Raw genomic sequence first — 25,461 nt, 5'->3', positions numbered from 1 at the left:
AAGAACTAGATAAAAAACTGGAGGAGACAACCATGAAGACTTCAGCGACATGGCGGCGGACGGCCGCTGCCCTGCTGGCGCTGGCCGGTGCTGGCGGTGTGGCCGGCATCGCCTCGGCCCAGCCGAAGGCAGGGATTTCCGATGATGTCGTCAAGATCGGCCTGCTGCTCGACATGAGCGGCCTCTACGCCGACGTGACCGGGCGCGGCAGCGCCACGGCGGCGCAGATGGCCATCGACGACTTCGGCGGCAAGGTGCTCGGCAAGAAAATCGAGCTGGTGGTGGTGGATCACCAGAACAAGGCCGACATCGCCGCCAACAAGGCGCGTGAATGGTTCGATACGGACAAGGTCGATGCCATCCTGGATGTGGCGGCTTCGGCACCCGCGCTGGCCGTGCTCGACGTGGCGAAGCAGAAGAACAAGATCGTGGTGTTCTCCGGCCCGGGCAGCGAGCGCCTCACCAACGACCTGTGCACGCCGGTTTCGGTCCACTACGCCTACGACACCTACGCGCTGGCCAACACCACGGCCAAGGCCATGGTCCAGCGCGGCGGCAAGACGTGGTTCTTCCTGACCGCCGACTACGCGTTCGGCCACACGCTCCAGCAGTCAGCCACCACGGTGGTCACCGAGGCCGGCGGGCAGGTGCTCGGCGCCGCGCGCCATCCGCTCAGTACCAGCGACTTCGCCTCCTACCTGCTCCAGGCGCAGGCGAGCAAGGCGCAGGTGGTGGGCCTGGCCAACGCGGGCGGCGACACGGTCAACGCCATCAAGGCCGCCTCCGAGTTCGGCCTGACGCGCGACGGCAAGCAGCGCATGGCCGGACTGTTGCTCTATATCAACGACATCCACGCGCTCGGCCTCAAGACCGCGCAGGGGCTGGTGCTGACCGAGGCGTTCTACTGGGACATGAACGACGCCACGCGCGCCTGGTCGCGCAAGTACTTCGACAAGGTCAAGAAGATGCCGAACATGAGCCAGGCAGGCGTCTACTCCTCCGTCACGCACTACCTGAAGGCCGTGCAGGCGGCCGGCACGGACGAGACCGCACCGACCATGGAGAAGATGAAGGCGATGCCGATCAACGACTTCTTCGCCAAGAACGGCCGCATCCGCGCCGATGGGCGCATGGTGCACGATATGTATTTGTTCGAGGTCAAGACGCCGGCCGAGTCCAAGTACCCGTGGGACTACTACAAGGTGCTGGCCACGGTGCCGGGCGACCAGGCGTTCATCCCGCCGTCGAAGTCGCAATGTCCGTTGCTCAAGGGCAGCCGCTGACGGAGCGCTGAGGGGCGCTTGACGCCCCAATTGTTCAAATCCCGGGACAGTCTGTCAGCCCAGACGCGCTTCTCCCGTTCCTGATCCCTCGTTACATTGCAGTCGCCGCCGGCACGCCCGAGCCCTTACGGGGTGCGCGGGCGGCGACCATAACAAGGATCACGAACGCATGAAGACCCGTCTCGCCTGCCTGGCCACGCTGGCCATCCTCCCTGCCCTGCCCGCTGCTGCCCACGCCCAGGGCAGCATCACGCTCTACGGCGTCGTCGACGCTGGCGTGGAATTCCTGACCAACGTGCCGAACGCGGCCACCGGCGGCAGCAACAACGTCGTGCGGATGTCCGCCGGCAACCTCTCCACCTCCCGCTGGGGCCTGCGCGGCGCCGAAGACCTGGGCGGCGGTCTGAAGGCCGTCTTCACGCTGGAAAACGGCTTCGACCTCGACACCGGCAGCGCCAACCAGGGCGGCCGCATGTTCGGCCGTCAGGCGTTCGTCGGCCTGCAGAACCAGTACGGCACGCTGTCGCTGGGCCGCCATCAGACCGTGCTGTACGACTTCTCGCTGGCCTATGACCMGATGGCCATCGCCACGCGCTACTCGGTGCTGATGCACGACAAGTGGATGTCCGGCCGCGCCGATAACTCGGTGAAGTTCACCGGCCAGACCGGCGCGCTGTACTACGGTCTGTTCTACAGCACCGGCTACGACAGCAGCGCCGGCGGCGAGGTGCCGGGCGACTACAAGGCCGGCCGCAACTTCAGCGCCAGCGTCGGCTACACGGCCGGCCCGCTGTCCGCCCGCGTGGTGTACGACGAAGTGCGCGGCAGCACCGTCGTCACGGACGACAACCGCGAGCGCCGCGCCACCCTCGGCGCCAGCTACGACTTCGGCCGGGCCCGTGCCTTCGCCGGCTATCGCTGGTACTACGGCGACTTCGCCAGCAGCTCGCTGCGCACCAACCTGTACTGGATCGGCGCGAACTACCAGGTCACGCCGGCCATCACGCTGACTGGCGCGGCCTACTACACCGACGTGCGCAACAGCGGCGGCGACCCGTACAGCTTCGTGCTGTCCGGCACGTACGCGTTCTCCAAGCGCACCGACCTGTACACCATCGTCGCCTACGCCCAGAACCGGGACGGCTCGGCCATGGGCCTGTCCGGCTTCGGCCCGTCGCTGAACCGCAGCGCCAGCACCCTGACGGCCACAACCGAACAGGTGGGCGCCGGCCAGAACCAGTTCGGCGCCATCGTCGGCATCCGCCACCGCTTCTGAGCGCAGCGGCCACGCTGAAATCCACTTGACGGAGACTTTCCCTTCGTCCTTGGGCCCGCCTTGGCGGGCTCTTTTTTGGATCAGGCCGCAGAAAACGCCCGCCGGGCGTTATGCCGGTGCAGCCGGGACAAGCCCGTACCTGGACATGACTGCGATCAAGGCGCACGAACTCACAGCGGCCGCCCCTTCCTTACGCCTCTCCGCCAAAATACGCCGCAATCCGCGCCAGTTTGTCCGGGTTGCGTTGCACGTGGATGCGGGCGATGCGGTCGCCTTCGACCACAAAGGTCTGCGCGGACTCCAGCGCACCGTCGAAGTAGCGCAGCAGCGCCCATTCGCCATTGAGCAGCACCAGCCGCACCCGGAGGCCCTCGCCGGGGAATCTGAGGCGGGTGGCGTAGAACAGTTGGGCGATGCGGCGGGCGCCTTCGAGCGGCTTGGGGAAGGTCTGGACCCTGCCGCCGCCGTCGCCGGCCAGGGTGGCGTCGTTGGCCAGCAGCGCCTGGATGCCGGCGAAGTCGCCGCCCTGCATCGCCTGGGCGAACGCCTGGACTATGTGCCGATGGGTGTCCGGGGACACCGTGAAGCGCGGCCGGTCGTCGCGTAGCTGGGTTTTTGCCCGGCTGACCAGCTGGCGGCAGTTGGCCTCGCTCTTGCCGATCACGCGCGCCACCTCGTCGTAGTCGTTGTCGAAAACCTCGCGCAGGAGGAAGGCCGCGCGGGCCTCGGGCGTCAGGCGCTCCAGCAGGAGGAGGAAGGCGACGGAGATGTCGTCGGCGCGCTCCTTGATGGCCTCGGGGTTGTCCGGGCTGTCCGTGATCAGCGGCTCGGGCAGCCAGATCCCGGTGTAGTGCTCGCGCTGGATCTTGGCGGCGCGCAGGCGGTCGATGGCGATGCGAGTGGTTACCGAGACCAGCCAGGCTTCGGCATTTTCGATTTCCGTCTGGTCAGCCGTGTGCCAGCGCAGCCAGGCGTCCTGTACGACGTCCTCGGCCTCGGCCACGGCGCCGAGCATCCGGTAGGCAATCCCGTGCAGGCGCGGGCGCAGCTTGTGGAAGGTGGCGGTGGTGTCGTCCATGATTCGATGCGAAAAGGCGGCTGGCAGACCGCCATGGTGGCCACGCGTGCCGGCCCAGCGCAAGAACTTTCAAGCATTTTCCGACGCACACCTTGAAAATTCCGATGCACTGTATATATTTACAGTAACTGTATGAATGAACAGTATATCGGAGTGCGGAATGGAACACCTGATCCACCTGATCCGTGTGCAGAACGAATATGACCGCCAGGTGCTGGTCTGGCTGCGGGGGCGCATTGGTGATGCCGCCCTGCTGTCGGCCGCGCACCGGGCCACCGTCGACGATAAAAAGCCTTATCTTTCAACGATTTGCCGCCTGATCGGGATTCGGGCGCCGTCGCGCCGCGCGCTGGCGGACGAGGCTCGCAAGAGCCATCGCGCGGTGGGCGAGCGGTATCTGGAGCAGATCCGCAAGATCCTGGCCCGCCCGACGTCCGGCCATGAAAAAGCCGGGCACGAGGCCCGGCCACAAGCGGCGCTGTTCTAGATCGCCTAGGCAGCGTCTGATCCGGGCTCAGGCCGGCAGTTCGGTCACGCGCATTGCGGGCGTGATCTGGAGCGGATCGGTCATCAGCTCCAGCACGGCCGGCTGGCCGGCGTTGCGGGCGCGCTCGAACGCTGCCGCAAAGTCCTCCGTCTTCTCCACCCGCTCCGCCCACGCCCCGCAGGCGCGCGCCATCGCCACGAAATCCGGGTTGGCGATGGTCGTGCCGCTCTGGCGGCCCGGGTAGCGCTTCTCCTGATGCATGCGGATGGTGCCGTACATGCGGTTATTCACCAGGATCACGATCAGGTTGGCGCCATGCGCGGCGGCCGTGGCGATCTCCTGCGGATACATCAGGAAGCAACCGTCGCCAGCCAGGCAGACCACGGTCTTCTCGGGCGCGCGCAGCTTCGCGGCAATCGCGGCCGGCAGGCCGTAACCCATCGCGCCGCAGGTGGGCGCCAGTTCCGTGCGCGGACGCTTGTACGCGTAGAAGCGGTGCAGCCAGACCGTGTAATTGCCGGCGCCGTTGCTGAGGATGGCGTCTTCGGGCAGCACCGCGTTCAGGTGCGACATCGCGGCAGCCATATCCACCCCCGTCAGTTCCGCATGGGGCTTGGGCGGCGTGACGAAGGCCTCGTGCTCGGCCCGGGCGCCGCTGGTCCAGTCCTTCCATCCGATAGAAGCCGGCGCCGGCAGCGCGGCCAGCATGGCTGCCGCAGGCACCACGCCCGAATGGATCGGCAGTGACGACTGGTAGACGCGGCCCAGCTCGCCGCTATCGGCATGGATATGCACCAGCTTTTGCTTCGGGCGCGGGACTTCCAGCAGCGTGTAGCCATCGGTGGCGATGTCGCCCAGCCGGGTGCCGACCGCCACGATCAGGTCGGCCGTGCGCACCCGCTCGGCCAGCTTGGGGCTCACGCCCAGGCTCAGATGGCCGATGTAGTGCGGGTCGCGGTTATCGATCACGTCCTGCCGGCGGAAGGCGCAGGCCACGGGCAGGTTCCATGCCTTGACGAAGGCGGCGAAGTCACGCACTGCCGCGTCGGTCCAGCCGGCGCCGCCGGCGATCACCAGCGGCTGGCGGGCCTCGGCCAGCGCGGCGGCCAGCGCCCGGGCATCCTCGGCGCGCGGGGCGGCCGCCACGGTGCGGTACGGCTCGGCATCGGCGCAGTCCACCAGATCGTCGAGCACGTCTTCGGGCAGCGCCAGCACCACCGGGCCGGGCCGGCCGGACGTGGCCACCTGGAAGGCGCGCGCCACCATCTCGGGAATCCGGGCCGGATCGTCGATCTCGGCCGCCCACTTGGCCATCGTGCCGAACACTGCCGCGTAATCCACCTCCTGGAACGCCTCCCGGCCCTTGTGGGCGCGGGAGATCTGCCCCACGAACAGGATCATCGGCGTGGAGTCCTGCTGGGCGATATGCACGCCGATGCTGGCGTGGGTGGCGCCCGGCCCCCGGGTGACGAAGCAGATGCCGGGGCGGCCGGTCAGCTTGCCGTCGGCCTCGGCCATGTTGGCGGCGGCGCCTTCGTGCTTGGTGACGACGAGGTCGATGGCCGGCTGGTCGTGCAGCGCGTCCAGCACGTCCAGAAAACTCTCGCCGGGCACGCAGAAGATGCGCTCCGTGCCATGCAGGCGCAGTTGGTCCACGAGGACACGGCCGCCGGTGCGGGCCTGAAAGGATGGGGTTTGAGCGGTCATGACGAAAAGTATGGACAGGATCGGAGGCGGCGCCAAGGTGGAGCCAAGCAGGCGCCAGACCCGAAGCAGGCGGCGATGACAGCGATTTTTCCGTTTGACGGGCGCCGCCGCGGGGTCTATCGTGCATTTCTGTTATGCGTTTTATGCAAGGCAGCCCGCCTCGCGCCCGTGTAGATTGGCTACCGAGGCGATGCTGCCATGACAGCGCGCCCGCCCGCGACACCAGACGGCCATCCCGGCCGTCCCATAACAATGCTCGCGAAAACAGGAGACCATGCAATGTCCTTCCCTCATCGATTGATGCGGCCGGCCCTGGCCGTGCTTTGCCTTGGATGCATGGCGGCGGCCCCACTGGCGCAAGCCCAGTCCGCCGACCAGTACCCCAGCAAGCCGATCAACTACGTCGTGCCGTTCGCGGCGGGCGGCACCACGGACCTGCTCGGCCGACTGATCGGCCAGCGGCTGTCGCAGGTGCTCGGCCAGTCGGTGGTGGTGGAAAACCGCGCCGGCGCCGGCGGCAATATCGGTTCGGACTACGTGTCCAAGGCCGCGCCGGACGGCTACACGCTGCTCGGCGGCACCATCAGCTCGCACGCCATCAACGTGAGCCTGTACCCCAAGATGCCGTACGACCCGGTCAAGAACTTCCAGCCGGTGGCGCTGATCGGCACGCTGCCCAATGTGCTGGTGGTGAACGTGAACAGCCCGTACAAGTCGGTGCAGGACGTGATGGCAGCGGCCAAGGCCAAACCGGGGTCGATCAACTTCGGCTCGTCCGGCAACGGCACCTCCCAGCATCTGGCGGCCGAACTGTTCGCCAACATGGCCGGCCTGAAGATGACCCACGTGCCCTATAAGGGCAGCAGCCAGGCGGTACAGGCGCTGCTCGGCAATCAGGTCGATATCGTCTTCGAGAACAGCGTGGCCGCCATGCCGATGGTGCAGTCCGGCAAGTTCCGCGCGCTGGCCACCACCGGCGCCAAGCGCGCCGCCGAGCTGCCCGATGTGCCGACCATGGCCGAATCGGGCCTGCCGGGCTATGAAATCGTCTCGTGGCAGGCGATCTTCGCGCCGGCCGGCACGCCGATGCCCATCGTCAACAAGCTGGCCACCGAGATCGGCAAGATCATCCACCAGCCGGACGTCAAGGCGAAGCTGGTGGGCATGGGCGTGGAGCCGTCTGGCGCCGGCCCGGCCGAACTCGGCAAGTTCCAGAAGAGCGAGGTGGCCAAGTGGGCCAACCTGATCAAGGTCGCCAACATCCACCTGGAGTAACGCATGGCAGAACACCGTATTCCGACCGCCGGCCTGCATCGCTGGGTCGTGGACCTGTGGCTGGCGGCGGGGTCCGATGCGCGTGAGGCGCAGCTGACCGCCGACCACCTCGTCGGCGCCAATCTCTCGGGCCATGACTCGCATGGCGTGGGCATGATCCCGAAGTACGTGCTGTCCTGGCAGGGCGAGCAATTGCAGCTCAATCAGCAGGTCAGCGTGGTGCATGAGTCCGGCGGCATCCTGAGCCTGGACGGCAACCGGGGCATGGGCCAGGCCGTGACCGAGGAGGCGATGCGCATGGGCATCGCCCGCGCACAGGAGCACGGCGTGTGCGTGATGGGGCTGCGGCGCTCGCACCATCTGGGCCGGGTGGGCCATTGGGCCGAGCAGGCCACGGCGGCCGGCATGATCTCGATCCACTTCGTGAATGTGCTGTCCAAGCCGCTCGTGGCGCCGCATGGCGGCTACGACGCGCGCTTCGGCACCAATCCATTCACGATCGGCGTGCCGGTGGCGGGGGCCCCGCCGCTGGTGCTCGACTTCGCCACCAGCGCCATCGCAATGGGCAAGGTGCGCGTGGCCAACAACAAGGGCGTGCCGGTGCCGCCGGGCAGCCTGATGGACCCGAACGGGCATCCCACCGACGACCCGTCGGTCATGTTCCCGCCGCCCGGTACGCCGCACGGCGCGCTGCGCACCTTCGGCGAGCACAAGGGCTACGTGCTGGCCGTGATGTGCGAGCTGCTCGGCGCGGCCGTGACTGGCGGCCACACCATCCGCCCGGAAACGCTGACGCACGAGCATGCGGTCTGGAACAACATGCTGGCGATCATCTTCGATCCGGCCCGCCTCGGCAGCAGCACCACCTTCGGCCATGAGGTGGAATCCTTTGTTGATTGGCTGAAGGCGTCCCGGCTGCAACCGGGCAACGATGCCATCCGCCTCCCCGGCGACCCCGAGCGCGCATGGCGCAAGGCGCGCGCCGACTTTATCCCCGTGGATGCCGGCACGCTGGCCCAGCTCGACGACGCCGCGGCGCGCGTGCTCCAGGCGCGCGGCCAATCCCCCGGCCCGCTCTCCGCCCTGGCGGCGGACTGAACCCAAGGCTCAAGGAATTCTCATGACGACCCCTCACCTGCCCCAGCTTTCCCCGCTGCCCAACCAGTTCCGTGCGGACATCCTCGCGCGCAAGCGCCTGATTGGCTGCTGGACCTCGCTCGGCCAGCCGGTTACCACCGAGATCATCGGCCTGGCCGGCTTCGACTGGATGCTGCTCGATGGCGAGCACGCGCCCAACGACGTACTGACCTTCGTGCCGCAGCTGATGGCGCTCAAGGACAGCACCAGCGCGCCCGTGGTCCGGCCGCCCTGGAACGATCCCGTGCTGCTCAAGCGCCTGCTGGACATCGGCTTCTATAACTTCCTGATCCCGTTCGTGGAGTCGGCCGAGGAAGCCCGCCGCGCAGTGCGGGCCACGCGCTACCCGCCGGACGGCGTGCGCGGGGTGTCCGGCGTACAGCGCCAGAACCGCTACGGCACGCTGCCGGACTTCTTCAAGACCATCAACGAGAACATCTGCGTGCTGGTGCAGATCGAGAGCCGCAAGGGCGTGGAGGCTGCCGACGAGATCTGCGCCGAGCCCGGCGTGGACGGCATCTTCATCGGCCCGAACGACCTCGCCGCCGCCTACGGCCACCTCGGCGACCCGAACCACCCGGAGGTGCAGGCCGCCGTGGCGCAGATCTACGACGCCGCCAACCGCGCCGGCAAGGCCATCGGCACGCTGACTCCCGTGGAGGCAGACGCCCGCCGCTACCTCGACATGGGCGCGCACTTCGTCGCCGTGGGGCTGGACCACACGCTGCTGCGCGACGCCTCCCGCGCGCTGCGCGAGCGCTTTGCGCAATGACGCTATCTATATAGGAATACGGATATGAGCAAGATCGGATTCATCGGACTCGGCGTGATGGGCGCGCCGATGGCGCAACACCTTCAGGCGGGCGGCCACACGGTCTACGCCCACACGCGCAGCGGCGTGCCGCAGGCGCTCCAGGATGCCGGCATGCAGGCCTGCGCCAATGCCACCGAGGTGGCGCGTCAGGCCGACGTCATCTTCCTGATGCTGCCCGATACGCCGGACGTGGCGCGCGTGCTGTTCGGCGAGCACGGCGTGGCCGAGGGCCTGAGCCAGGGCAAGACCGTGGTCGACATGAGTTCGATCTCCCCGATCGAGACGCGCGAGTTCGCGGCCCGCATCGAGCAGCTGGGTTGCGAGTATGTGGATGCGCCGGTGTCCGGTGGCGAGGTGGGGGCCAAGGCGGCCACGCTGTCGATCATGGCCGGCGGCAAGCAGGATGTGTTCGACCGCGTGCTGCCGCTGCTCCAACTGATGGGCAAGAACATCACGCTGGTCGGCAATGTCGGTGACGGCCAGGTGGCCAAGGTGGCGAACCAGGTGATCGTGGCGCTGACCATCGAGGCCGTGGGCGAGGCGCTGGTGCTGGCCGCCAAGGCCGGCGCGGACCCGGCGCGCGTGCGTCAGGCGCTGATGGGCGGCTTTGCCAGCTCGCGCATCCTGGAAGTGCATGGCGAACGGATGATCAAGCGCACCTTCGACCCGGGCTTCCGCATCGAACTGCACCAGAAGGACCTGAACCTGGCGCTGTCCACGGCCAAGGCGCTGGGGGTGGGACTGCCGAACACGGCGTCCTGCCAGCAGCTGTTCAACGTCTGCGTGGCGCAGGGTGGCGCGGGTTGGGACCATTCGGGGCTGGTCAAGGCGATCGAGCATATGTCGTCGTTCGCCATCKGCGACAAGCCCAAGACGGCGGGCTGATGTCGGCGCTGAACTCCGACGACCTTGCGTGCTTTGTCTGCGTGGCCAACACGCAGAGCATCTCCCGCGCGGCGCTGGAGCTTGGCGCGGACCAGTCCACGGTCAGCCGCCAGATCGCCCGGCTGGAGGCGGCGCTGGACACGCGCCTGTTCCACCGCAGCGGCCGGGGCGTGGTGCTGACCGAGTCCGGCTCCACGCTGCTCGGCTACGCGCGCCAGGTGGCGGTCACGCTCAACGAGGCCCGTGCCGCCGTGCGCAAGTCCACGGCACAGGGGCCGTCCCAGTTGGTCATCGCCGCGCAGCCGACCATCGCCAACACGGCCTTCGCGGCCATCGGCACGGCGCTCAAGCAGCGCTTTCCGGCGACCAAGCTGCGCTTTGCCGAAGGGCTGGCCAGCCCGATCCTTGCCTGGCTGGCTGCCGGCGAGATMGACGTCGCCCTGCTCTACCTGCCCGAGCAGCAAGGCGCGCTGAAGGTGGATGTCCTGCTKGAAGAAGACCTGACGCTGGTGACGCCCACCTCGTGGAGCCACCTCGGCCTGACCTTCCCGGTGCGGCGGCTGGGCGAAGTGCCGCTGATCCTGCCGAGTACCGGGCATGGCCTGCGCGTGCTGGCCGAATCGCTGGCCGCGCGCGCCGGCACCACGCTGAACATGGCGCTGGAGTGCGATGCCTCGAATACGGTGTCGATGCGGCTGGTGGAGGATGGCTGCGGCGCCACGCTGCTGCCGTTCGCCGCCGTGGCGGACCGCGTGGCGCAGGGGCGGCTGCACTCGGCCCGGCTGGTGGAGCCGGTGGTGACGCGCCAGGTAGTGCTGGCCACGGCGCGCAATCGCACCGTGGTGCCCGAGCTGTGGGACATCATGCAGACCGTGCGGCAGTCCGTGCGGAATATCGTGATGTCTGGCGCGTGGCCGGGAGCGCGGCTGGTCTAGCCCCGCCCCCGGGAATCCGGGTGGGATTCGCTTACTGCTTCGGCGCCTGCAGTTCCTGCTTGGCGGTTTCGTTGGCCGCCTTGTTGGCGTCCTTGCGCTCCTGCTTGGCGGCGCCAACATCCTGCTTGTATTCGCCCTTCGCGGCGGCCTTCTCGGCCTTGTACTGGTCGCTCGCAACCTTGCGGGCTTCGCGGCGCTCCACCAGCGGGTCCTTCGGCGGTTGAATCTGCGTCATGCCCGGCGGCACGGCGGCGTTGCCGCCGGCGGGTGCCGGGGCGGCCGTGGTCTGGGCGAAAGCGGTGGCGGACAACAGCCCAGCGGTCAGGGCGCCGATCAGCGAGCCAGTGCGGATGATTCGGTTCGTGGACATGTTCTTGGACATATGAGACCTCTCAAGATGTTGTTATCTCGGACGGTGCCCGCGTACAACCTGTGGCAGCGCGGGCACCACGCAATGCCGCACGCAGGATGTCTTGCCTTCCTGCGCCGCGCACCGAAGTTTAGAAGCCGACTCGTGCCCCGCGTGCCGCATTCCAACATCTCCTTACAAAAACTCATCGGCGCTGACAGACACTCTCCGACAACGCCACACTTTTCGCGAATTCTGCAGATTTGGCGTGCTTGAAGCGACCGGCTCCGTCGCCCACACTGGGAGGCATCGACCGTGCCAACCAGGAGGGATCATGCATCTCGAAGGCTCGTGCCAATGCGGCGCCGTGCAGTTCAGTCTGGAGTCCGATTCGCCCTGCCCCTATATGCATTGCCATTGCTCGATCTGCCGCAAGACTGGCGGCGGCGGAGGCTATGGCATCAACCTCGGCGGGGATGCCCACTCGCTGCGCGTTCGCGGCAAGAAGCATGTCTCGCGCTATCACGCCGTGATGCGCGAGCCCGGCCAGCGCCCCAAGCGCTCGAAGGCCTTCCGCCATTTCTGCGCCGAGTGCGGCAGTCCGCTGTGGCTCTGGGACCCGCGCTGGCCCGACATGGTCTACCCCAACGCGAGCGCCATCGACACGCCCCTGCCCCGCCCACCCGAAGTGGTGGAGGCTTCGCTGGAGAACGTCGCGCCATGGGTGGATGTGCCACGCGGCAAGGGCCATCGCCATTGCGAGACCTGGCCGGAAGAATCGCTGCACGACTGGCACAAGCGGCACCGCCTGCTGGCCTGAGTGGCCTAAAGTCGGACACTGGCCGACAGACGCCTGCCAAGTGATTTCCTATGCTCCAAGCATGGCGCCCCGCGCGCAAGGAGCCTGACATGCCGAGCTTCCGCCCTCTTCCTCTCCCGTTGGCCGTCTGCCTGACCGTCGCTGCGCTACTCGCCACGGGATGCGGCGAATCCGCCAAGCTGCCGGAGTCGGCCGGCATCGGCGCCTCGCCGCAATTGCCCGAGCCGAACAAGACGTTGATCCCGACCGTGCATATCGCGCCGGCCAAGGGCTGGGAGGACGGCAAGAAGCCGGTGGCGGCGGATGGCATGACGGTGACCGCATTCGCCGACAAGCTCGACCATCCGCGCTGGGTCTACGTGCTGCCCAATGGCGATGTCCTCGTGGCCGAGTCGAACGCGCCGCCCAAGCCGGACGACGGCAAAGGGATCAAGGGCTGGGTCATGAAGCAGGTGATGAAGCGCGCCGGCGCGGGTGTGCCGAGCGCCAACCGCATCACGCTGCTGCGCGACACCAACGGCGACGGCGTGGCCGACGAGCGCTCCGTCTTCCTCAAGGACCTGCATTCGCCGTTCGGCATGGTGCTGGTCGGCAACGACTTCTACGTGGCCAATACCGACGCCGTAGTGCGCTATCCCTACGCGCCGGGACAGCCGAGCATCACCGATCCGGGCCAGAAACTCGTGGATTTACCAGGCGGGCCGCTGAACCATCACTGGACCAAGAACATCATCCCCAGCCAGGACGGCAACAAGCTCTACGTCACGGTCGGCTCGAACAGCAACGTGGCCGAAAACGGCATCGACAAGGAAGCGGGCCGCGCCGCCATCTGGGAGGTGGATCGCCAGACCGGCCAGCACCGCGTGTTCGCCAGCGGCCTGCGCAACCCGAACGGCATGGCCTGGGAGCCGACCAGCGGCATGTTGTGGACGGCCGTGAATGAGCGCGATGAAATCGGCAGCGATCTGGTGCCGGACTACATTACCTCCGTGCGCGATGGCGGCTTCTACGGCTGGCCGTACAGCTACTACGGCCAGCATGTGGATGTGCGCGTGAAGCCGCCGGCCCCCGATCTGGTGGCGAAGGCCATCGTGCCCGACTACGCGGTGGGCACGCATACGGCTTCGCTAGGGCTGGCCAGCGCCGCCGGCAACAGCCTGCCGGCAAGGTTCCAGCACGGGATGTTCATCGGCCAGCATGGCTCATGGAACCGCAAGCCGCGTGCCGGCTACAAGGTGATCTTCGTCCCGTTCGAGCAGGGCAAGCCCAACGGCGCGCCCTTCGACGTGCTGACCGGCTTCCTGACCGCCGACGGCGACGCCCAGGGCCGCCCGGTGGGCGTGGCCGTGGACAAGCGCGGCGGGTTGCTGGTGGCCGATGACGTCGGCAATGTGATCTGGCGCGTGACCGGCGCGACTAAATAGATAGCGCCGAAAAGCAAAAACCGGCGGCGCGAGCCCCTCGCGCCGCCGGAAGACCACCCACCACGATGGTCCAAACAACAATCCGACTGTGAAGAATCAGAAGCGGTGCTGGAGACCCGCCGTGACGCCGACCTGATTGTTGGCAGAGCCCACAAAGTCGCGCGAGAGACTCACGGTCTGACCGTTGCGCGCCTTGGCATAGCCTGCGGACAGGTAGGCCATGGTGCGTTTGGAAAGATTGTATTGAGCGCGCAGCGAGAACAGGATCGGATCGCCGTCCGTCGCGCCCTTGATGTTCTGCTTGTACACCGCGCCGTAGAGCGTGAAGGCCGGCGTGAAGTCGTACGCCGCGCCCACCCAGTACAGGTCGCTCAGCTGCGAGGCCGCGCCGTTCGTGAAGGTGCGCTTGTAGTTGCGGTAGCCGCCGTACAGCGCCAGCGAGCCGAAGTCATAGCTCAGGCCGGCGTGGACGCCCTGGATATAGTCCATCGTATCGGCCGGCGTGGTGCTGCCGCCCGCGCCGTTCTGGCGATCCCAGGTCACGGCGGTAGCGAAGCCGCCCGACGAATAGCCGACGCCGACGTCGTATTTCGACGAAGACTTGAACTCGCCCGGCACCTCGCCCAGCGAAACCGTGGCGCCCAGTTTCACGCCGCCGAACGTGCCGTCATAGCGAACCACATTGGTCGCACGCGAGAACATGCCGTCCTTGCGCCCGCCCGACGCCGTGGACGAGGTCGCCCACGAGTAGTTCGGCGCGTAGCCCATCGGGTCGAACGGCAGCATGAAATCGTAGGTCGTGGTGAAGTCACGGCCCAGCAGCAGGCGGCCCCATTTGTTCTGCAGGCCCACGGTGGCGCGGCGGTCGAACAGTGTGTTGTCGGTGTCCAGCTTGCCGGTGTCGATGGCGATACCGCTTTCCAGTTGGAACACGGCCTTCAGGCCGCCGCCCAGGTCCTCGGTGCCGCGCAGGCCCCAGCGCGAGGTATTCTTGCCGCCCGAGATCACCTTGACTGCCGAACCACCGCCCGGCCCGGCGTGGTTGAGGTACTCCACGCCCGAATCCACGATGCCGTACAGCGTGACGCTGGACTGCGCTGCCGCACCGCCCGTAGCAACGCAAGCCATCCCGGCAACGACCCATGCCATCCGTTTCATGCCTGTCTCCTGTGTCTTTTTTGTGAGTGAACGGCGCGAATGGTATGGGAGGCTCACTTTCAGATCGCTTTCGAAAATCCTTCAAATACGGACCGTTGCGGGCGTGCGGATTGGGGCTTTCCCTAGCTAGCCCGCCCCGCTGCTTCCCGGTATCAATCACGCGCTGTTGCCGTTCCCCTGCCGCTACTGCCGTCCCCCTGCCATGCGTATCCTGCTTGCCGAAGACAACCTGAAACTGGCCGCCTCCCTCGTGGAGTCCCTGGGCCAGAGCGGCTTCACGGTCGATTGCATGCACGACGGCGCGAGCGCCGACAACCTGCTCTCCACGCAGGACTACGCGCTGGCCATCCTCGATATCGGCCTGCCCCGCCTGGACGGCCTGGAAGTGCTGCGGCGCCTGCGGCAGCGGCGCAACCCGGTGCCGGTGCTGATCCTGACCGCGCACGGTTCCGTCGAAGACCGCGTGCGCGGCCTGGACCTCGGCGCCGACGACTACCTCGCCAAGCCCTTCGCCCTGACCGAACTGGAAGCCCGCGCCCGCGCGCTGATCCGGCGCAGCCACGGCCACGACCGCACCGCGCTGCACTGCGGGCCACTCCACTACGACGCCGTCAGCCGGGCCTTCACGCTGCACGGCACACTGCTGGCGCTGACCGGGCGCGAGCGCGCGGTGCTGGAGATCCTGCTGATGCGCGATGGCCGGGCCGTCAACAAGGCCGCGCTATCGGAGAAGATCTTCGGCATCGAGGAGTCGGTGAACCCGGACGCCATCGAGATCTACGTCTACCGGCTGCGCAAGAAGCTGGAAGGCAGCGGCGTCGGCATCGTCACGCTGCGCGGGCTGGGCTACCTGCTCGAGGTGCGCGCCCCGGCCCCCGAGGACGCCAACCTCGCCGCCCAGCCGTGAGCCGGTCAGGACCTCGGCGATGAAATCGGCGAGCCTGCGCTGGCAGCTCTCGCTGTGGCTGCTGCTGCCGCTGCTCGGGCTGCTGGCGCTCGACGCCTGGCTGACCGACCGCCGCGCCATGGCCGCCGCCCACGAGGCGTTCGACCGCACGCTGGCCGCCTCGCTCAAGGCCATGCGCGAGGGCATTAGCCTGCGCGACGGCCGCGTGGAGGTGGAGGTACCCTACCTCGCCCTCGAAGTCTTCGACGCCGAAGCCGGTTCGCGCATTTACTACGAGATCCGCGACGAGACCGGCGCCACCATCACCGGCTATCCGGCCCTGCCGATGCCGGCCCAACCCGTGCGCGCGCTCTATCGCACGCAGTTTTACGATGCCGACTATCGCGGCGAGCCGGTGCGGATGGCCGCCATGCCGCTGCCGCTGCACGACGTGCGCTCCGCGCGCACGCAACTGGTCTGGGTGCTCGTGGCCGAGACCACCGAGCCGCGCGCGCAACTGGCCAATGACATCCTGATGGGATCGCTGCTGCAGGAGCTGATGCTGGTCAGCCTGGCGCTGGCCATCGTCTGGTTCGGGGTGCGGCGCGGGCTGCGGCCGCTGCACCGGCTGTCCGAGGCGATAAGCGCGCGTGGCCCGGACGACCTCCAGCCGCTGGACGCCGCCACGCTGCCCGTGGAGACCCAGCCGCTGGTCAACGCCGTCAACCAGTACGTGGCGCGGCTCCAGCGCATGGTCGAGGGGCGCAAGCGCTTCTTTGCCGATGCCGCGCACCAGCTCAAGACGCCGCTGGCCATCATCCAGGCCGAATCGGAACTGGCGCTGCGCGAACGCGAACTGGCCGGCGCGCGGGCGCATCTGGCCCGCCTCAACAGTTCGGTCCGGCAGGCGGCGAAGGAGGTGGAGCAGCTGCTGTCGCTCTCCCGGCTGGAGCCGGACAGCGGCTACGCGCCCACGCTCCACCGGCTGCGGCTCGGCGCGCTGGCGCAGGCGGTGGCCCTGGACTGGGCGCCACTCGCCCGGCGGGACGGGGTGGATCTGGGTTTCGAAGGAGACGTTGCCGAAGCTGGCGACGCGCAGGATGAGATCGACGGCCAGCCCGAACTCCTCCAGGAACTACTCGGCAACCTGATCGACAACGCGGTGCGCTACGCGGGCGCTGGCGCCATGGTGACGGTGCGTGTGCGCGGCACGCGGTTACAGGTGGAGGACAACGGCCCCGGCATCGCGCCGCAGGACCGGGAACCCGTGTTCCAGCGCTTCTATCGGGGGGAGGCCAGCGCAGCGCGCGCCGGCAGCGGGCTCGGGCTATCCATCGTGCGGGAAATCGCCCGACTCCACGGCGCGGCAATCGTGCTCGGCGACACGCCCGGCGGCGGCCTGACCATCGCGCTTCATTTCCCGCCTGCCGGGGGCGAGGCGGCCTAGCTCTTGCCCGTCAGCTTGCCGATCCGGCGCCCGAACCAGTCGTCGATCATGACCTTCTCGTAGCGCAGCCGGTCCGACGGCCCGTACAGGTTCACGCCCCAACCGAAATTCATGTTCGAGATGCGCTCCTGCGCGCTGGCCACCACCTCGTCACCGTGGCGCAGTTCATATTGCAGCGTCATGCGCGGCCACGTGGCATCCCGGATCACGCGCACCTGCTGCGCGTAGCGCCAGTCGATATAGCCGGCCAGATCGATGTCCAGCACCTCGATCGTCAGCGAATACCCCTCCGGCAACTTGCGCGCCGCCAGTTTGGCGAAGTGCTTTCGGATGTCATCGAGCACCTGCCGGTCACTGCCATACGACTGCGACCATGAGGCATCGGTATAGGTCTCGGGATGGATGAACGTCACCGACAACGCCGAAGACGGCTGCCCCTGCGAAGGCGCCGGCGCCCCGCCGGCCGCCCCGGACACCCCCAGCGTCGCCAAGGCAACCAGAACGGGAAGAAAGTACGTGGACATGGCATCACGCCTGCAGAAAGAACGGCCTGGAACGCCGACGGACGATGCCCGGACAAACGGGACAGGAACGCATGCGCCACCCGGCATCAAGCCGCTGAGCCCGGGATGGTTTCAGGATAGGTCAGCGGGGGAAACGCTGGCCCCTAACCGCCCGGGTTCCCCGCCATCGACGTTTCACAAGGCCTGGCGTAAGCTGAACCCCTCTTATTTCCCGACCCAGCGAGAAGCGATGCCCACCTATGACTACCGGTGTGACGATTGCGGCGATTTTGCGTTGATGCGGCCGATGGCGCAGCGGGACGAGCCGGTTGGCTGCCCGCACTGTGGCAAGGCTGCGGCGCGGGCGCTGGTGGCCGCGCCCGCGTTGGCGGGGGCACCGGGGGCCGTGCCGTCGGAGTTGGCGGGCCATGGTGCAGGGTGTGCCTGCTGCGGGCCGGTGAAGCTGGCCGGGCGTGCCGATGGCGGCCGGGGTGGCGCGGGGTGGTCCAAGTTCAGCTCGGGCTGACCGGGCCAGTCTACGTTTATCGTCCGCTCAGCGCGCCAGCCACGCCAGCAGCAGCGCGTTGACGGCCGTATCGGCCTCGTATTGGACCCAGTGGCCGGCGCCGGGCACGATCTCGCCGCGCCGGCCTTCCCGCCCGTCGATCAGGCTTGCCAGCACCTCTGGCGGATCGGCGGTCACGTCGTGCTCCCCGAAGGCCATCAGCACCGGCCCACCGAAGCGGTCCAGCGCCGCGCGCAGCCCGCCGGCGCGTGAAATCTGCTTGCTGCGGAAGCGCGTGTCGCGGCAGGACTCGGTGTAGGCGAGCAGCGCCAGCGCATCCACCTTGGCGGGGTCCGCGATCATGAACGCGGCGACGTTCTGCTGCATCGCCGCCGCCAGCGTCTCGGGGCTCCCGGCGCGGCGCCAGTCGACCAGCGCGATGGTCTGCCGCCGTGTGCCGCCGTGGCCACCCGGCCCCAGCAGCGCCAGCCCGCGCACGTTGGGCAGGCGGGAGGCCAGATGCGAGGCCGTCAGCCCGCCGAACGAGAAGCCGACCAGATCGACATCGCCCATATCGGGCAGTTGGGCGAAGTTCGCCACCACGGCCTCCACCAGCGCCGGCATGTCGGTCCCCACCGGGTCTCCGGAGACGCCGTAGCCGGGCAGATCGGGCACCCAGACCGTATGGCGGGCCGCCAGCGCCTCGATATTGCGCACCCAGTGCAGCCAGCTGCCGTGGCCGCCGTGCACGAGCAGCGCATCCGGCCCGCTGCCAAAGCGGCGCCACACCATGCGGCACCCGGCCGCTTCCGTGACGCGGGTCGTGCCCTGCGCCGTCAATCGTGCGACGAATGCTGCCGCCGATGTGTCTTCCTTCAAAATCCTGCCTCCCCAGTGAATCCGCGCCGCTCAGAGCGGCAGCGACAAGCTCGCTTCCAGGCCGCCCTCGCGCCGATTCTGTAGCTTCAACTCCCCACGCATGGCCTTGGCCAGTCGCAGGGCGATKGCCAGCCCCAAGCCGCTGCCCGGACCCCGGCTGGCGGTGTGCGGCGACMGGTACCATGGCCTCAACACGGCATCCAGCTCCGATGGCGCGATCCCGGGTCCGGAATCGATCACAGCCAGATGCAGGCGCCTATTCTCCATGCGAACGGCGATGCGGACAACGCTGCCATAGCGAAACGCATTGTCGATCAGGTTGACCAGCACGCGGCGCAGCGCGTGTGGACAGGTGACGATCGGGCGTCCCACCTGCCCTTCCAGCGCCAGTGCGCAGCCCGCATCCCGATAGTCCTGGACCAGCACGTCGAGGAGGCTATCCGCGTCCACGCTCCGCAGCGGCTGTACAAGGCCGCTCTGCATGCGCGCGCAGGACAGACTGGCTTCGGCGAGTTCCCGCATTTCGTCGAGATCACGCTCCATGGCGTGACGCAGCGGCGCGTCGTCGATCATCTCGCAACGCAGCAGCATGCGTGTCAGCGGCGTGCGCAAGTCATGCGCATACGATGCCTGCATGGTCAGCAGCTCGGATTCTCGCGCCTTGCATCGCCGGTACATCCATTGCGCACAAACCAGTGCAAAGAGCAGCAATCCGGCGCATCCGAGCAGGAGCACACTCGTCAGGGCTCCCGGTTCCATAGTCATTGGCATTCTCCGTTCGCCGTCAACCAAACGGCGCTGCGGAATATCACCATGACGCGGTGCAAGGCGCCATCATCCGGTGAGATGGCGGTCCCTAAACCTTCATTTACGCGAACGCTTCGCCGGTGGCCGGGCTAGGCAGCGCGCGCCTCGCCCAGCGCGCGCATGATCTGAACGGCCTCTACCACCGTGCGCGCGTTCATCTTGCGCATCGCGTGGCCGCGATAAATCTTCGCGGTGATCTCGGCAATGCCCATGGCCGCGGCAATCTGCTTGTTCATCATGCCGGCCACGACATGCCGGAGGACCTCGCGCTCACGGGCGGTCAGCGTATCCCAGGACCGTCGCAGCCCGCGCAACGACTGCTCCGTTTCAAGCTGCTGCATGTCGCGCTCCAGCGCGGCAATGACGGCGTCGATCATGTCCTGGTCCCGGAACGGCTTGGCCAGGAAATCGACCGCACCAGCCTTCATGGCCTTCACCGACATGGCGATATCGGCGTGGCCGCTCATGAAGACGATCGGCATGTGCGGCTGGCCCTTTTGCATTGCCGACTTCTGGAACGCGAGCCCGCTTTGCCCGCGCAGGCGGACATCGAGCACAAGACAGGCGGGGCCGATCACTTTCGGCGCGCGCTGAAAGTCCTCCACGGACCCGAACGCCCGGACCTGCAGATCGATGGACTCCAGGAGGCTGGTCAGGGCTTTGCGCATCAGTTCGTCGTCGTCCACGATATGGACCGTGCCCTGGGCGAGCACCTGCGGATAAGCCGTGGAAGCATGGTGGGGGGCAGTCATGGTCGGAAACGGTGCGCTATAGAAGAAGTGAATCTGGAATGCTCTGACATACGCCGGCAGGCGCGCATCCATACCAAGGTATGGGTCTACACGGTATCCAGCGCCTGCCCCTTTGTCTCGGGCAACAGCAAGACCATGAGCAGCACCACGCCGTACGCGGCCCCCGAGAAAATGGCGATGGCCATGGCAAGACTCGTGGAGTGGCTGAGCATGCCGACCAGACTCGGAAACAGGGCGCCGATGCCGCGCCCGAAGTTGTAGGTAAAGCTCTGCCCGTTGGCGCGGCTTTCCGAGGGATACAACTCCGTCAGGTAGGCGCCGACCCCACTGAAAATGCCGCAGGACGCGAAGCCCAGCGGGAAACCGAGCCACAGCATCTCCGCGTTGGAAAGGGGCAGCGTCAGGTAGAGGTATACCGAGGCGATCGACAGCAGCGCAAACAGGATGAAGTTGCGCCGGCGCCCCCAGTAGTCGGACAGATAGGCGCCGACGACATACCCACAGAAGGAGCCGACGATGATCACCATCAGGTAGCCGCCGGTGTTCAGCACGGACAGGTGCCGCTCCAGCTTCAGGTAGGTGGGCAGCCATGTCGACATCGCATAGAAGCCGCCCTGGATGCCCGTGCACAGCAGCGCGGCCAGCACGGTCCGGCGCAGCAACGCCGGCGAGAAAATGACCCACATCGAAGCGGGCTTGACCCCTTGTCGCCTTGCCTCGGCCGCCGTCGCGAACACTTCGGGCTCCGGCACGTGCTTGCGCACGTACAGGACGAGCAGCGCGGGCAGGACGCCCACCCAGAACAAGCTGCGCCACGCCAGCGACTCGGGTAGCACCGAGAACGCAATGCTGTAGAGAATCGCCGCGAGCCCCCAGCCGACCGCCCAGCCGCTTTGCACCAGGCCGACCGCCTTGCCACGGTGCTTCGGGGCGATGATCTCCCCGATCAGCACGGCGCCCACGGCCCATTCTCCGCCGAAGCCGAGCCCCTGCAAGGCACGGAGCACGAAGATCTGCTCGAAATTCTGCGCGAAGCCGATCGCGAACGTGCAGACGGAGAACCAGAGGATTGTGCCCTGCAACACCTTGACCCGGCCGTAGCGGTCCGCCAGCATGCCCGCGATCCATCCGCCAATCGCGGAGAAGATCAGCGTCACGGTGCCCAGCAGCCCTGCCTGGCCCCGGTCCAGTCCCCAGACGTCGATCAGTGACGCGAGGACAAAGCTGAACACCATGAAATCGAAGGCATCGGTGGCCCAGCCGATGAACGATGCCAGGAACGTCCGCCTGGCTTGCGGGCTCAGTTCCGCATACCAGTCCAGGCTGGATGGGCTCGGCAACGCGGGCTGGTCAATGTTTTTTGTTGTCATTGTCTAGGCCGTTCGAAGGAACTATCGGGGCACGCCGGATGCCGCGTCGCGGGCGGCAAGCGCGCGACGGATGACATCGGGGGTAGCAGGCGCCTCGCGGATCCGCACGCCAATCGCATCATGGATGGCATTGAGGATGGCGGCCGCCGTGGGCACCAATGCCGGCTCGCCAATGCCTTTTGCCCCGTAGGGGCCGATGGCCGTGGGCGCCTCGATGAAGATCGACTGGACCTCGGGCATGTCGTGCACCGTGGGAATCAGGTAATCGTGCAGATTGTTGTGACGGCCCGGGTGGTATTTCTCCATCAACGCCATGCCGACGCCCTGCGCCACCGCCCCCTCGACCTGCCCTTCGAGCAGCGTCGGGTTGACCATGCGGCCCACGTCATGCGCCGCCACCACTTTCAGCACGCGGACGCGTCCGCTCTCGCAGTCCACCACCACTTCCGCCATCTGGGCGCCGAACGCATAGGTCGCGTAGGGACTGCCTTGCCCGGCGGCATCTAGAGAAGTGATGGGCGGATCGAAACGCTCTTCCGCCGCGACGACATAGCCGTGGGCGTCGACCGGGAGCGTCCGAAGATCCAGGGCATGATCGTCGATGGCGATGCCGCTCGCACTGACCCGGATCTTCGCATCGGCCGCCGCGCCTGCCAGCGCCAGCAGCCGGTGGCGCAAGGCCGTACCGGCAAGATAGGCTGCGCGGCCCGTGATGAAGGTCTGGCGCGACGCCGAGGTGCGGCCGCAGTCCGGTGTGAGATGCGTGTCGGGCCCGATGAACTGTAGTTGGTCGACCGGAACACCGAGCGCGTCGGCGGCGATCTGGGGAATGACCGTGTTCGCGCCCTGCCCCGCGTCCACCGCGCCCTGATGCAGGACCACCGTGCCGTCCGGCCGGACACCGAAGCGTACCGTGGAAGGATTCGGCAACGCCGTGTTGCCGCAGCCATAGAAGAACGCKGCGATGCCGACGCCATGGCGAATATGGCTGGGCGAGGCTGCGTTCAGGCTGGCGATGCGGCTCCGTGCCGCCTGCCATGCCGGACGCAGCGCGTCGAGGCATTCGACCAGCCCCACGCTGTGGTCGAGCACCTGCCCGGTCGGCAACGAGTCGCCGGGCCGCAGGGCGTTCTTCGCCCGAAACTCCAGCGGATCGATGCCCGCCGCGAGCGCAAGTTCGTCGATCAGTTGCTCCTGCGACATCATCGTCTGCGGCACGCCGAAGCCACGGAACGCCCCGGCGGGGGTGATGTGGGTATGGATGGCACGCGTGTGCGCACGGTAGTGCGGCAGGACGTACGGGCCGCCAGCGTGCACCGGCACCCGATTGGCCACAGCGGTGCCCCAGGAGGCAAAGGCACCGGTATTGAAATCGCCCTCGAACTCCACCGCGCACAACCGGCCATCGGCATCGGCGGCCATGGTAGACGTCATGCGGCCCGGGTGGCGCTTGGTCGAGGTGCCCATCGATTCTTCGCGCGAGAACACCATGGCCACGGGCCTGTCGAGGTGCCACGCCGCGATGGCGAGCAGCGGCTGGACCGTCATGTCCAGCTTGCCGCCGAAGCCTCCGCCGACGGCCGTGGCCACCACGCGCACCCGCTCGGGCGGCACGCCAAGGATACGGGCCAGATCGCCGCGATGCGGGTGCGGCGCCTGGGTGGACGAGTGAATCTCGATCATGTCGCCGACGCGCCGCGCCCAGCCCGCCTCCGGCTCGAGGTAGGCGTGCTCGACGAAACTCGAGTTGAACGTGGCGCTCACCACGTGACGGGCGTCCTGAATCGCGCGCCCGGTGTCGCCGCGGCGTACGTGCCCTTCGATCAGCACATTACCCGGACGGTTGGCATGGAGCTGCGGGCTGCCTTCGCTTACGGCTTCTGCGGGGGTCAGAACCGGCGCGAGGGGCTCCCACGCCACGGGAAAGCGCGCCAGGGACAGGGCCTCGATCGCCTCGCGCTCGCCGACGACCAGCGCTACCGCTTCGAGATAGTGCCGCGTCTCCGCTTCCGGCAGGACAGGCTGATCGGCGTACGGGGTGGCCACACCATGCAGATTGATCCCGGGGACATCGGCATGGGTCAGGATGCGATGCACACCGGGATGCGCATCGACGAACGCCTTCAGGTCGCCGAATGCGAAGCGCGCACGGTGATGGGGGCTGCGGACCGCGCGCACGACCAGACTGTTGGCCGGGTAAGCGTCGCCGCCGAAGCGCTGGCTCCCATCGACCTTCTCCGGCCCATCCAGCCGAGTCAGGGGCACGCCCACGGCGGGGCCTTCGGATGGCGGGGGGGTGCAATGCCGCACCCCGCTGCCGCAACCGACTTCGGTCACGGCGTCCACGATCTTCTGGTAGCCGGTGCACCGGCACAGCACGCCCTCGATGGCGGCACGGGCAGTTGCGCGATCGGTCACGCGGCCGGCGTCGATCGCCGTCGCCGACGCCATCAGCATGCCCGGCGTGCAGAAGCCGCATTGCACCGCCTGATGCGCGAGAAACGCCTGCTGGAGCCGCGCGCCACACTGCGTGCCTTCGGCCAGTCCCTCGACGGTCACGACGCGGCGACCCGCCACCTGCCCCACGGGGGTCAGGCAGGCATAGCGCGGCTCGCCATCCACCAGGACCGTGCAGCTTCCGCAGTCACCCTGGCGACAGCCGTCCTTCGTGCCGAATTGCCGCAGCCCGGTGCGCAGGTAGTCGAGAAGGCGCTGGGACTGGTCCGCTGGCAGCGGCAGGCGCTTGCCGTTCAGTTCGAAGCCCTCTTCTCCGGGCGGCGTCGGTGCTTCGCCGGCAGCGCCTGCGTTGGGAACGGAAAGGGAAATGTCATCCAGCAGATACGCCATGAGCGGCCTCCTCGATGCAATGGGTCAAGGCGCGCATGATGGCGAGCCGTGCGAGATGGGTGCGATGGGCGGCAGTCGCGCGGCAGTCTTCTATCGGAGACAGGGCTGCAAGCGAGGCGCCGTCGATGATGTCGCGCAGTGCTTCCGGCCGCTGCGCCAGCAATGACGCCTCCAGTGCCGGCATCCGCAGCGCGACCGCCGAGGCGCCGCCGACAGCAACGGCGGCGTCCTCCACTGTGTTCACTGCGGACATGCGCAGCCGCACGGCGGCTGATACCACGGCGAGGGCCGAGCCGTCACGATTTGTGCATTTGACGAACGCCGTGCGGTCCGCGTCGGCCGGCAGCGGAAACAGGATGGCGACGAGCAGTTCATCGGCCTTCAGGGCGACCTGACGGGCGCCCAGGAGAAATTCGTGCAGCGGCAGCCGCCGCACGCCCCGGACACTCGCCAGTTCGACCTGCGCATCGAGCGACAGCAAGGGCGGCACGCCATCCGCAATCGGCGACGCGTGGCACAGGTTGCCGCCGACGGTGCCCTGGACGCGAATCTGCAGCGAGCCAACGGCCGCCGCCGCGTCCCGGAGCGCCACCGGCAGCCACGTGGTCAGTGCGACGGATTCCCAGGCGCTGGCGGCGCCGATCCGCACCCAGCCATCGCTCCGCTCGATGCGGCGCAAGGCGTCGATGCGGCTGATGTCCACCCATTCCGACCGGGCCGGMACGAGCGCCAGATCGGCGAAGGCATCGGTTCCGCCGCAGACCACACGCCGCCGCGGATCATCCGCAAGCGTTGCGAGCGCTTCCTCGACGGTGTGGGCACGGAAATAGTTCATGG

General features: G+C 67.6%; 24 protein-coding genes. 13 read left to right on the top strand and 11 right to left on the bottom strand.

Annotation, left to right across the window (positions count from 1 at the left end):
* Positions 1–32 precede the first annotated feature (32 nt).
* Positions 33–1,283, top strand: coding sequence for an ABC transporter substrate-binding protein (locus AC1EJR_RS22905; protein WP_092297873.1), 1,251 nt, complete (start codon positions 33–35; stop codon positions 1,281–1,283).
* Between the two features lie 169 nt (positions 1,284–1,452).
* Complete coding sequence (locus AC1EJR_RS22900) at positions 1,453–2,559, top strand: porin (protein WP_477147592.1); 1,107 nt, start codon at positions 1,453–1,455, stop codon at positions 2,557–2,559.
* Between the two features lie 190 nt (positions 2,560–2,749).
* On the opposite strand, the gene AC1EJR_RS22895 is transcribed toward AC1EJR_RS22900, so the two are convergent.
* Positions 2,750–3,637, bottom strand: coding sequence for an RNA polymerase sigma-70 factor (locus AC1EJR_RS22895; protein ID WP_092297973.1), 888 nt, complete (start codon positions 3,635–3,637; stop codon positions 2,750–2,752).
* Positions 3,638–3,806: 169 nt separating this feature from the next.
* On the opposite strand from AC1EJR_RS22895, the gene AC1EJR_RS22890 reads away from it, so the two are divergent.
* Positions 3,807–4,124: a CppA family protein gene (locus tag AC1EJR_RS22890; protein WP_092297970.1), complete on the top strand. Its 318-nt coding sequence runs from the start codon at positions 3,807–3,809 to the stop codon at positions 4,122–4,124.
* 27 nt (positions 4,125–4,151) lie between these two features.
* On the opposite strand, the gene AC1EJR_RS22885 is transcribed toward AC1EJR_RS22890, so the two are convergent.
* Positions 4,152–5,831, bottom strand: coding sequence for a thiamine pyrophosphate-binding protein (locus tag AC1EJR_RS22885; protein WP_454757097.1), 1,680 nt, complete (start codon positions 5,829–5,831; stop codon positions 4,152–4,154).
* A gap of 279 nt (positions 5,832–6,110) precedes the next feature.
* Between AC1EJR_RS22885 and AC1EJR_RS22880 the strand changes: the two genes are divergently transcribed.
* From AC1EJR_RS22880 to AC1EJR_RS22860, 5 genes are read left to right on the top strand one after another with little or no spacing between them, the layout of a single operon-like run.
* The gene (locus AC1EJR_RS22880; RefSeq protein WP_092297864.1) at positions 6,111–7,106 is read left to right on the top strand and encodes a Bug family tripartite tricarboxylate transporter substrate binding protein; all 996 of its coding nucleotides are present in this window, start codon (positions 6,111–6,113) and stop codon (positions 7,104–7,106) included.
* A gap of 3 nt (positions 7,107–7,109) precedes the next feature.
* Complete coding sequence (locus AC1EJR_RS22875) at positions 7,110–8,204, top strand: malate/lactate/ureidoglycolate dehydrogenase (RefSeq protein WP_441590879.1); 1,095 nt, start codon at positions 7,110–7,112, stop codon at positions 8,202–8,204.
* A 22-nt stretch (positions 8,205–8,226) separates the two neighbouring features.
* The gene (gene garL, locus AC1EJR_RS22870) at positions 8,227–9,015 is read left to right on the top strand and encodes a 2-dehydro-3-deoxyglucarate aldolase (RefSeq protein ID WP_092297858.1); all 789 of its coding nucleotides are present in this window, start codon (positions 8,227–8,229) and stop codon (positions 9,013–9,015) included.
* Between the two features lie 24 nt (positions 9,016–9,039).
* Positions 9,040–9,942, top strand: coding sequence for a 2-hydroxy-3-oxopropionate reductase (locus AC1EJR_RS22865; RefSeq protein WP_477147591.1), 903 nt, complete (start codon positions 9,040–9,042; stop codon positions 9,940–9,942).
* Positions 9,942–10,877, top strand: coding sequence for a LysR family transcriptional regulator (locus tag AC1EJR_RS22860; RefSeq protein WP_441590877.1), 936 nt, complete (start codon positions 9,942–9,944; stop codon positions 10,875–10,877). Before AC1EJR_RS22865 ends, AC1EJR_RS22860 begins: the two co-directional genes overlap by 1 nt.
* A gap of 31 nt (positions 10,878–10,908) precedes the next feature.
* Here the strand turns inward: AC1EJR_RS22860 and AC1EJR_RS22855 are convergent, their stop codons facing one another.
* Positions 10,909–11,247: a hypothetical protein gene (locus AC1EJR_RS22855; protein ID WP_092297967.1), complete on the bottom strand. Its 339-nt coding sequence runs from the start codon at positions 11,245–11,247 to the stop codon at positions 10,909–10,911.
* A 313-nt stretch (positions 11,248–11,560) separates the two neighbouring features.
* Here AC1EJR_RS22855 and AC1EJR_RS22850 point away from each other — a divergent pair, with 313 nt between their 5' ends.
* Together AC1EJR_RS22850 and AC1EJR_RS22845 are read left to right on the top strand one after the other, a co-directional pair.
* A complete protein-coding gene (locus tag AC1EJR_RS22850; protein ID WP_092297849.1) occupies positions 11,561–12,046 on the top strand; it encodes a GFA family protein in 486 nt (161 codons plus the stop codon).
* Positions 12,047–12,135: 89 nt separating this feature from the next.
* Entirely contained in the window at positions 12,136–13,470 is a 1,335-nt protein-coding gene (locus AC1EJR_RS22845) for a PQQ-dependent sugar dehydrogenase (protein WP_477113753.1), read from the top strand.
* Positions 13,471–13,566: 96 nt separating this feature from the next.
* On the opposite strand, the gene AC1EJR_RS22840 is transcribed toward AC1EJR_RS22845, so the two are convergent.
* Positions 13,567–14,628, bottom strand: a complete 1,062-nt coding sequence (locus AC1EJR_RS22840) for a porin (RefSeq protein ID WP_092297843.1) — start codon at positions 14,626–14,628, stop codon at positions 13,567–13,569.
* A 202-nt stretch (positions 14,629–14,830) separates the two neighbouring features.
* Between AC1EJR_RS22840 and AC1EJR_RS22835 the strand changes: the two genes are divergently transcribed.
* Both AC1EJR_RS22835 and AC1EJR_RS22830 read left to right on the top strand, forming a co-directional pair.
* A complete protein-coding gene (locus tag AC1EJR_RS22835) occupies positions 14,831–15,535 on the top strand; it encodes a response regulator (protein WP_092297840.1) in 705 nt (234 codons plus the stop codon).
* A 19-nt stretch (positions 15,536–15,554) separates the two neighbouring features.
* Positions 15,555–16,961: a sensor histidine kinase gene (locus AC1EJR_RS22830; protein ID WP_092297838.1), complete on the top strand. Its 1,407-nt coding sequence runs from the start codon at positions 15,555–15,557 to the stop codon at positions 16,959–16,961.
* Here the strand turns inward: AC1EJR_RS22830 and AC1EJR_RS22825 are convergent.
* Positions 16,958–17,485, bottom strand: coding sequence for a DUF3016 domain-containing protein (locus AC1EJR_RS22825; RefSeq protein WP_441590870.1), 528 nt, complete (start codon positions 17,483–17,485; stop codon positions 16,958–16,960). The genes AC1EJR_RS22830 and AC1EJR_RS22825 overlap by 4 nt on opposite strands.
* A 229-nt stretch (positions 17,486–17,714) precedes the next feature.
* Here AC1EJR_RS22825 and AC1EJR_RS22820 point away from each other — a divergent pair, with 229 nt between their 5' ends.
* Positions 17,715–17,990, top strand: coding sequence for an FmdB family zinc ribbon protein (locus AC1EJR_RS22820; RefSeq protein ID WP_092297832.1), 276 nt, complete (start codon positions 17,715–17,717; stop codon positions 17,988–17,990).
* A gap of 27 nt (positions 17,991–18,017) precedes the next feature.
* On the opposite strand, the gene AC1EJR_RS22815 is transcribed toward AC1EJR_RS22820, so the two are convergent.
* From AC1EJR_RS22815 to AC1EJR_RS22790, 6 genes are all read right to left on the bottom strand, one after another.
* Positions 18,018–18,848 carry an alpha/beta fold hydrolase gene (locus AC1EJR_RS22815; RefSeq protein WP_441590868.1) on the bottom strand — a complete coding sequence of 277 codons (831 nt, stop codon included), beginning with the start codon at positions 18,846–18,848 and terminating at the stop codon, positions 18,018–18,020.
* A gap of 30 nt (positions 18,849–18,878) precedes the next feature.
* On the bottom strand, positions 18,879–19,613 hold the full coding sequence (locus tag AC1EJR_RS22810) for a sensor histidine kinase (RefSeq protein WP_477147590.1): 735 nt from the start codon (positions 19,611–19,613) through the stop codon (positions 18,879–18,881).
* A gap of 131 nt (positions 19,614–19,744) precedes the next feature.
* A complete protein-coding gene (locus AC1EJR_RS22805) occupies positions 19,745–20,407 on the bottom strand; it encodes a response regulator transcription factor (RefSeq protein ID WP_454757466.1) in 663 nt (220 codons plus the stop codon).
* An 86-nt stretch (positions 20,408–20,493) separates the two neighbouring features.
* Positions 20,494–21,777, bottom strand: a complete 1,284-nt coding sequence (locus AC1EJR_RS22800) for an MFS transporter (protein WP_092297826.1) — start codon at positions 21,775–21,777, stop codon at positions 20,494–20,496.
* 21 nt (positions 21,778–21,798) lie between these two features.
* Positions 21,799–24,624, bottom strand: a complete 2,826-nt coding sequence (locus AC1EJR_RS22795) for a molybdopterin-dependent oxidoreductase (protein ID WP_454757101.1) — start codon at positions 24,622–24,624, stop codon at positions 21,799–21,801.
* Positions 24,605–25,459 (bottom strand): FAD binding domain-containing protein, encoded by an 855-nt coding sequence (locus tag AC1EJR_RS22790; RefSeq protein ID WP_092297820.1) that lies wholly within the window; start codon positions 25,457–25,459, stop codon positions 24,605–24,607. The genes AC1EJR_RS22795 and AC1EJR_RS22790 overlap by 20 nt, the downstream gene beginning before the upstream one ends.
* Positions 25,460–25,461: the final 2 nt, after the last annotated feature.

The sequence above is a fragment of the Cupriavidus sp. 05T42 genome (assembly GCF_056396345.1).
This window is presented reverse-complemented; position numbering and strand designations above follow the sequence as displayed.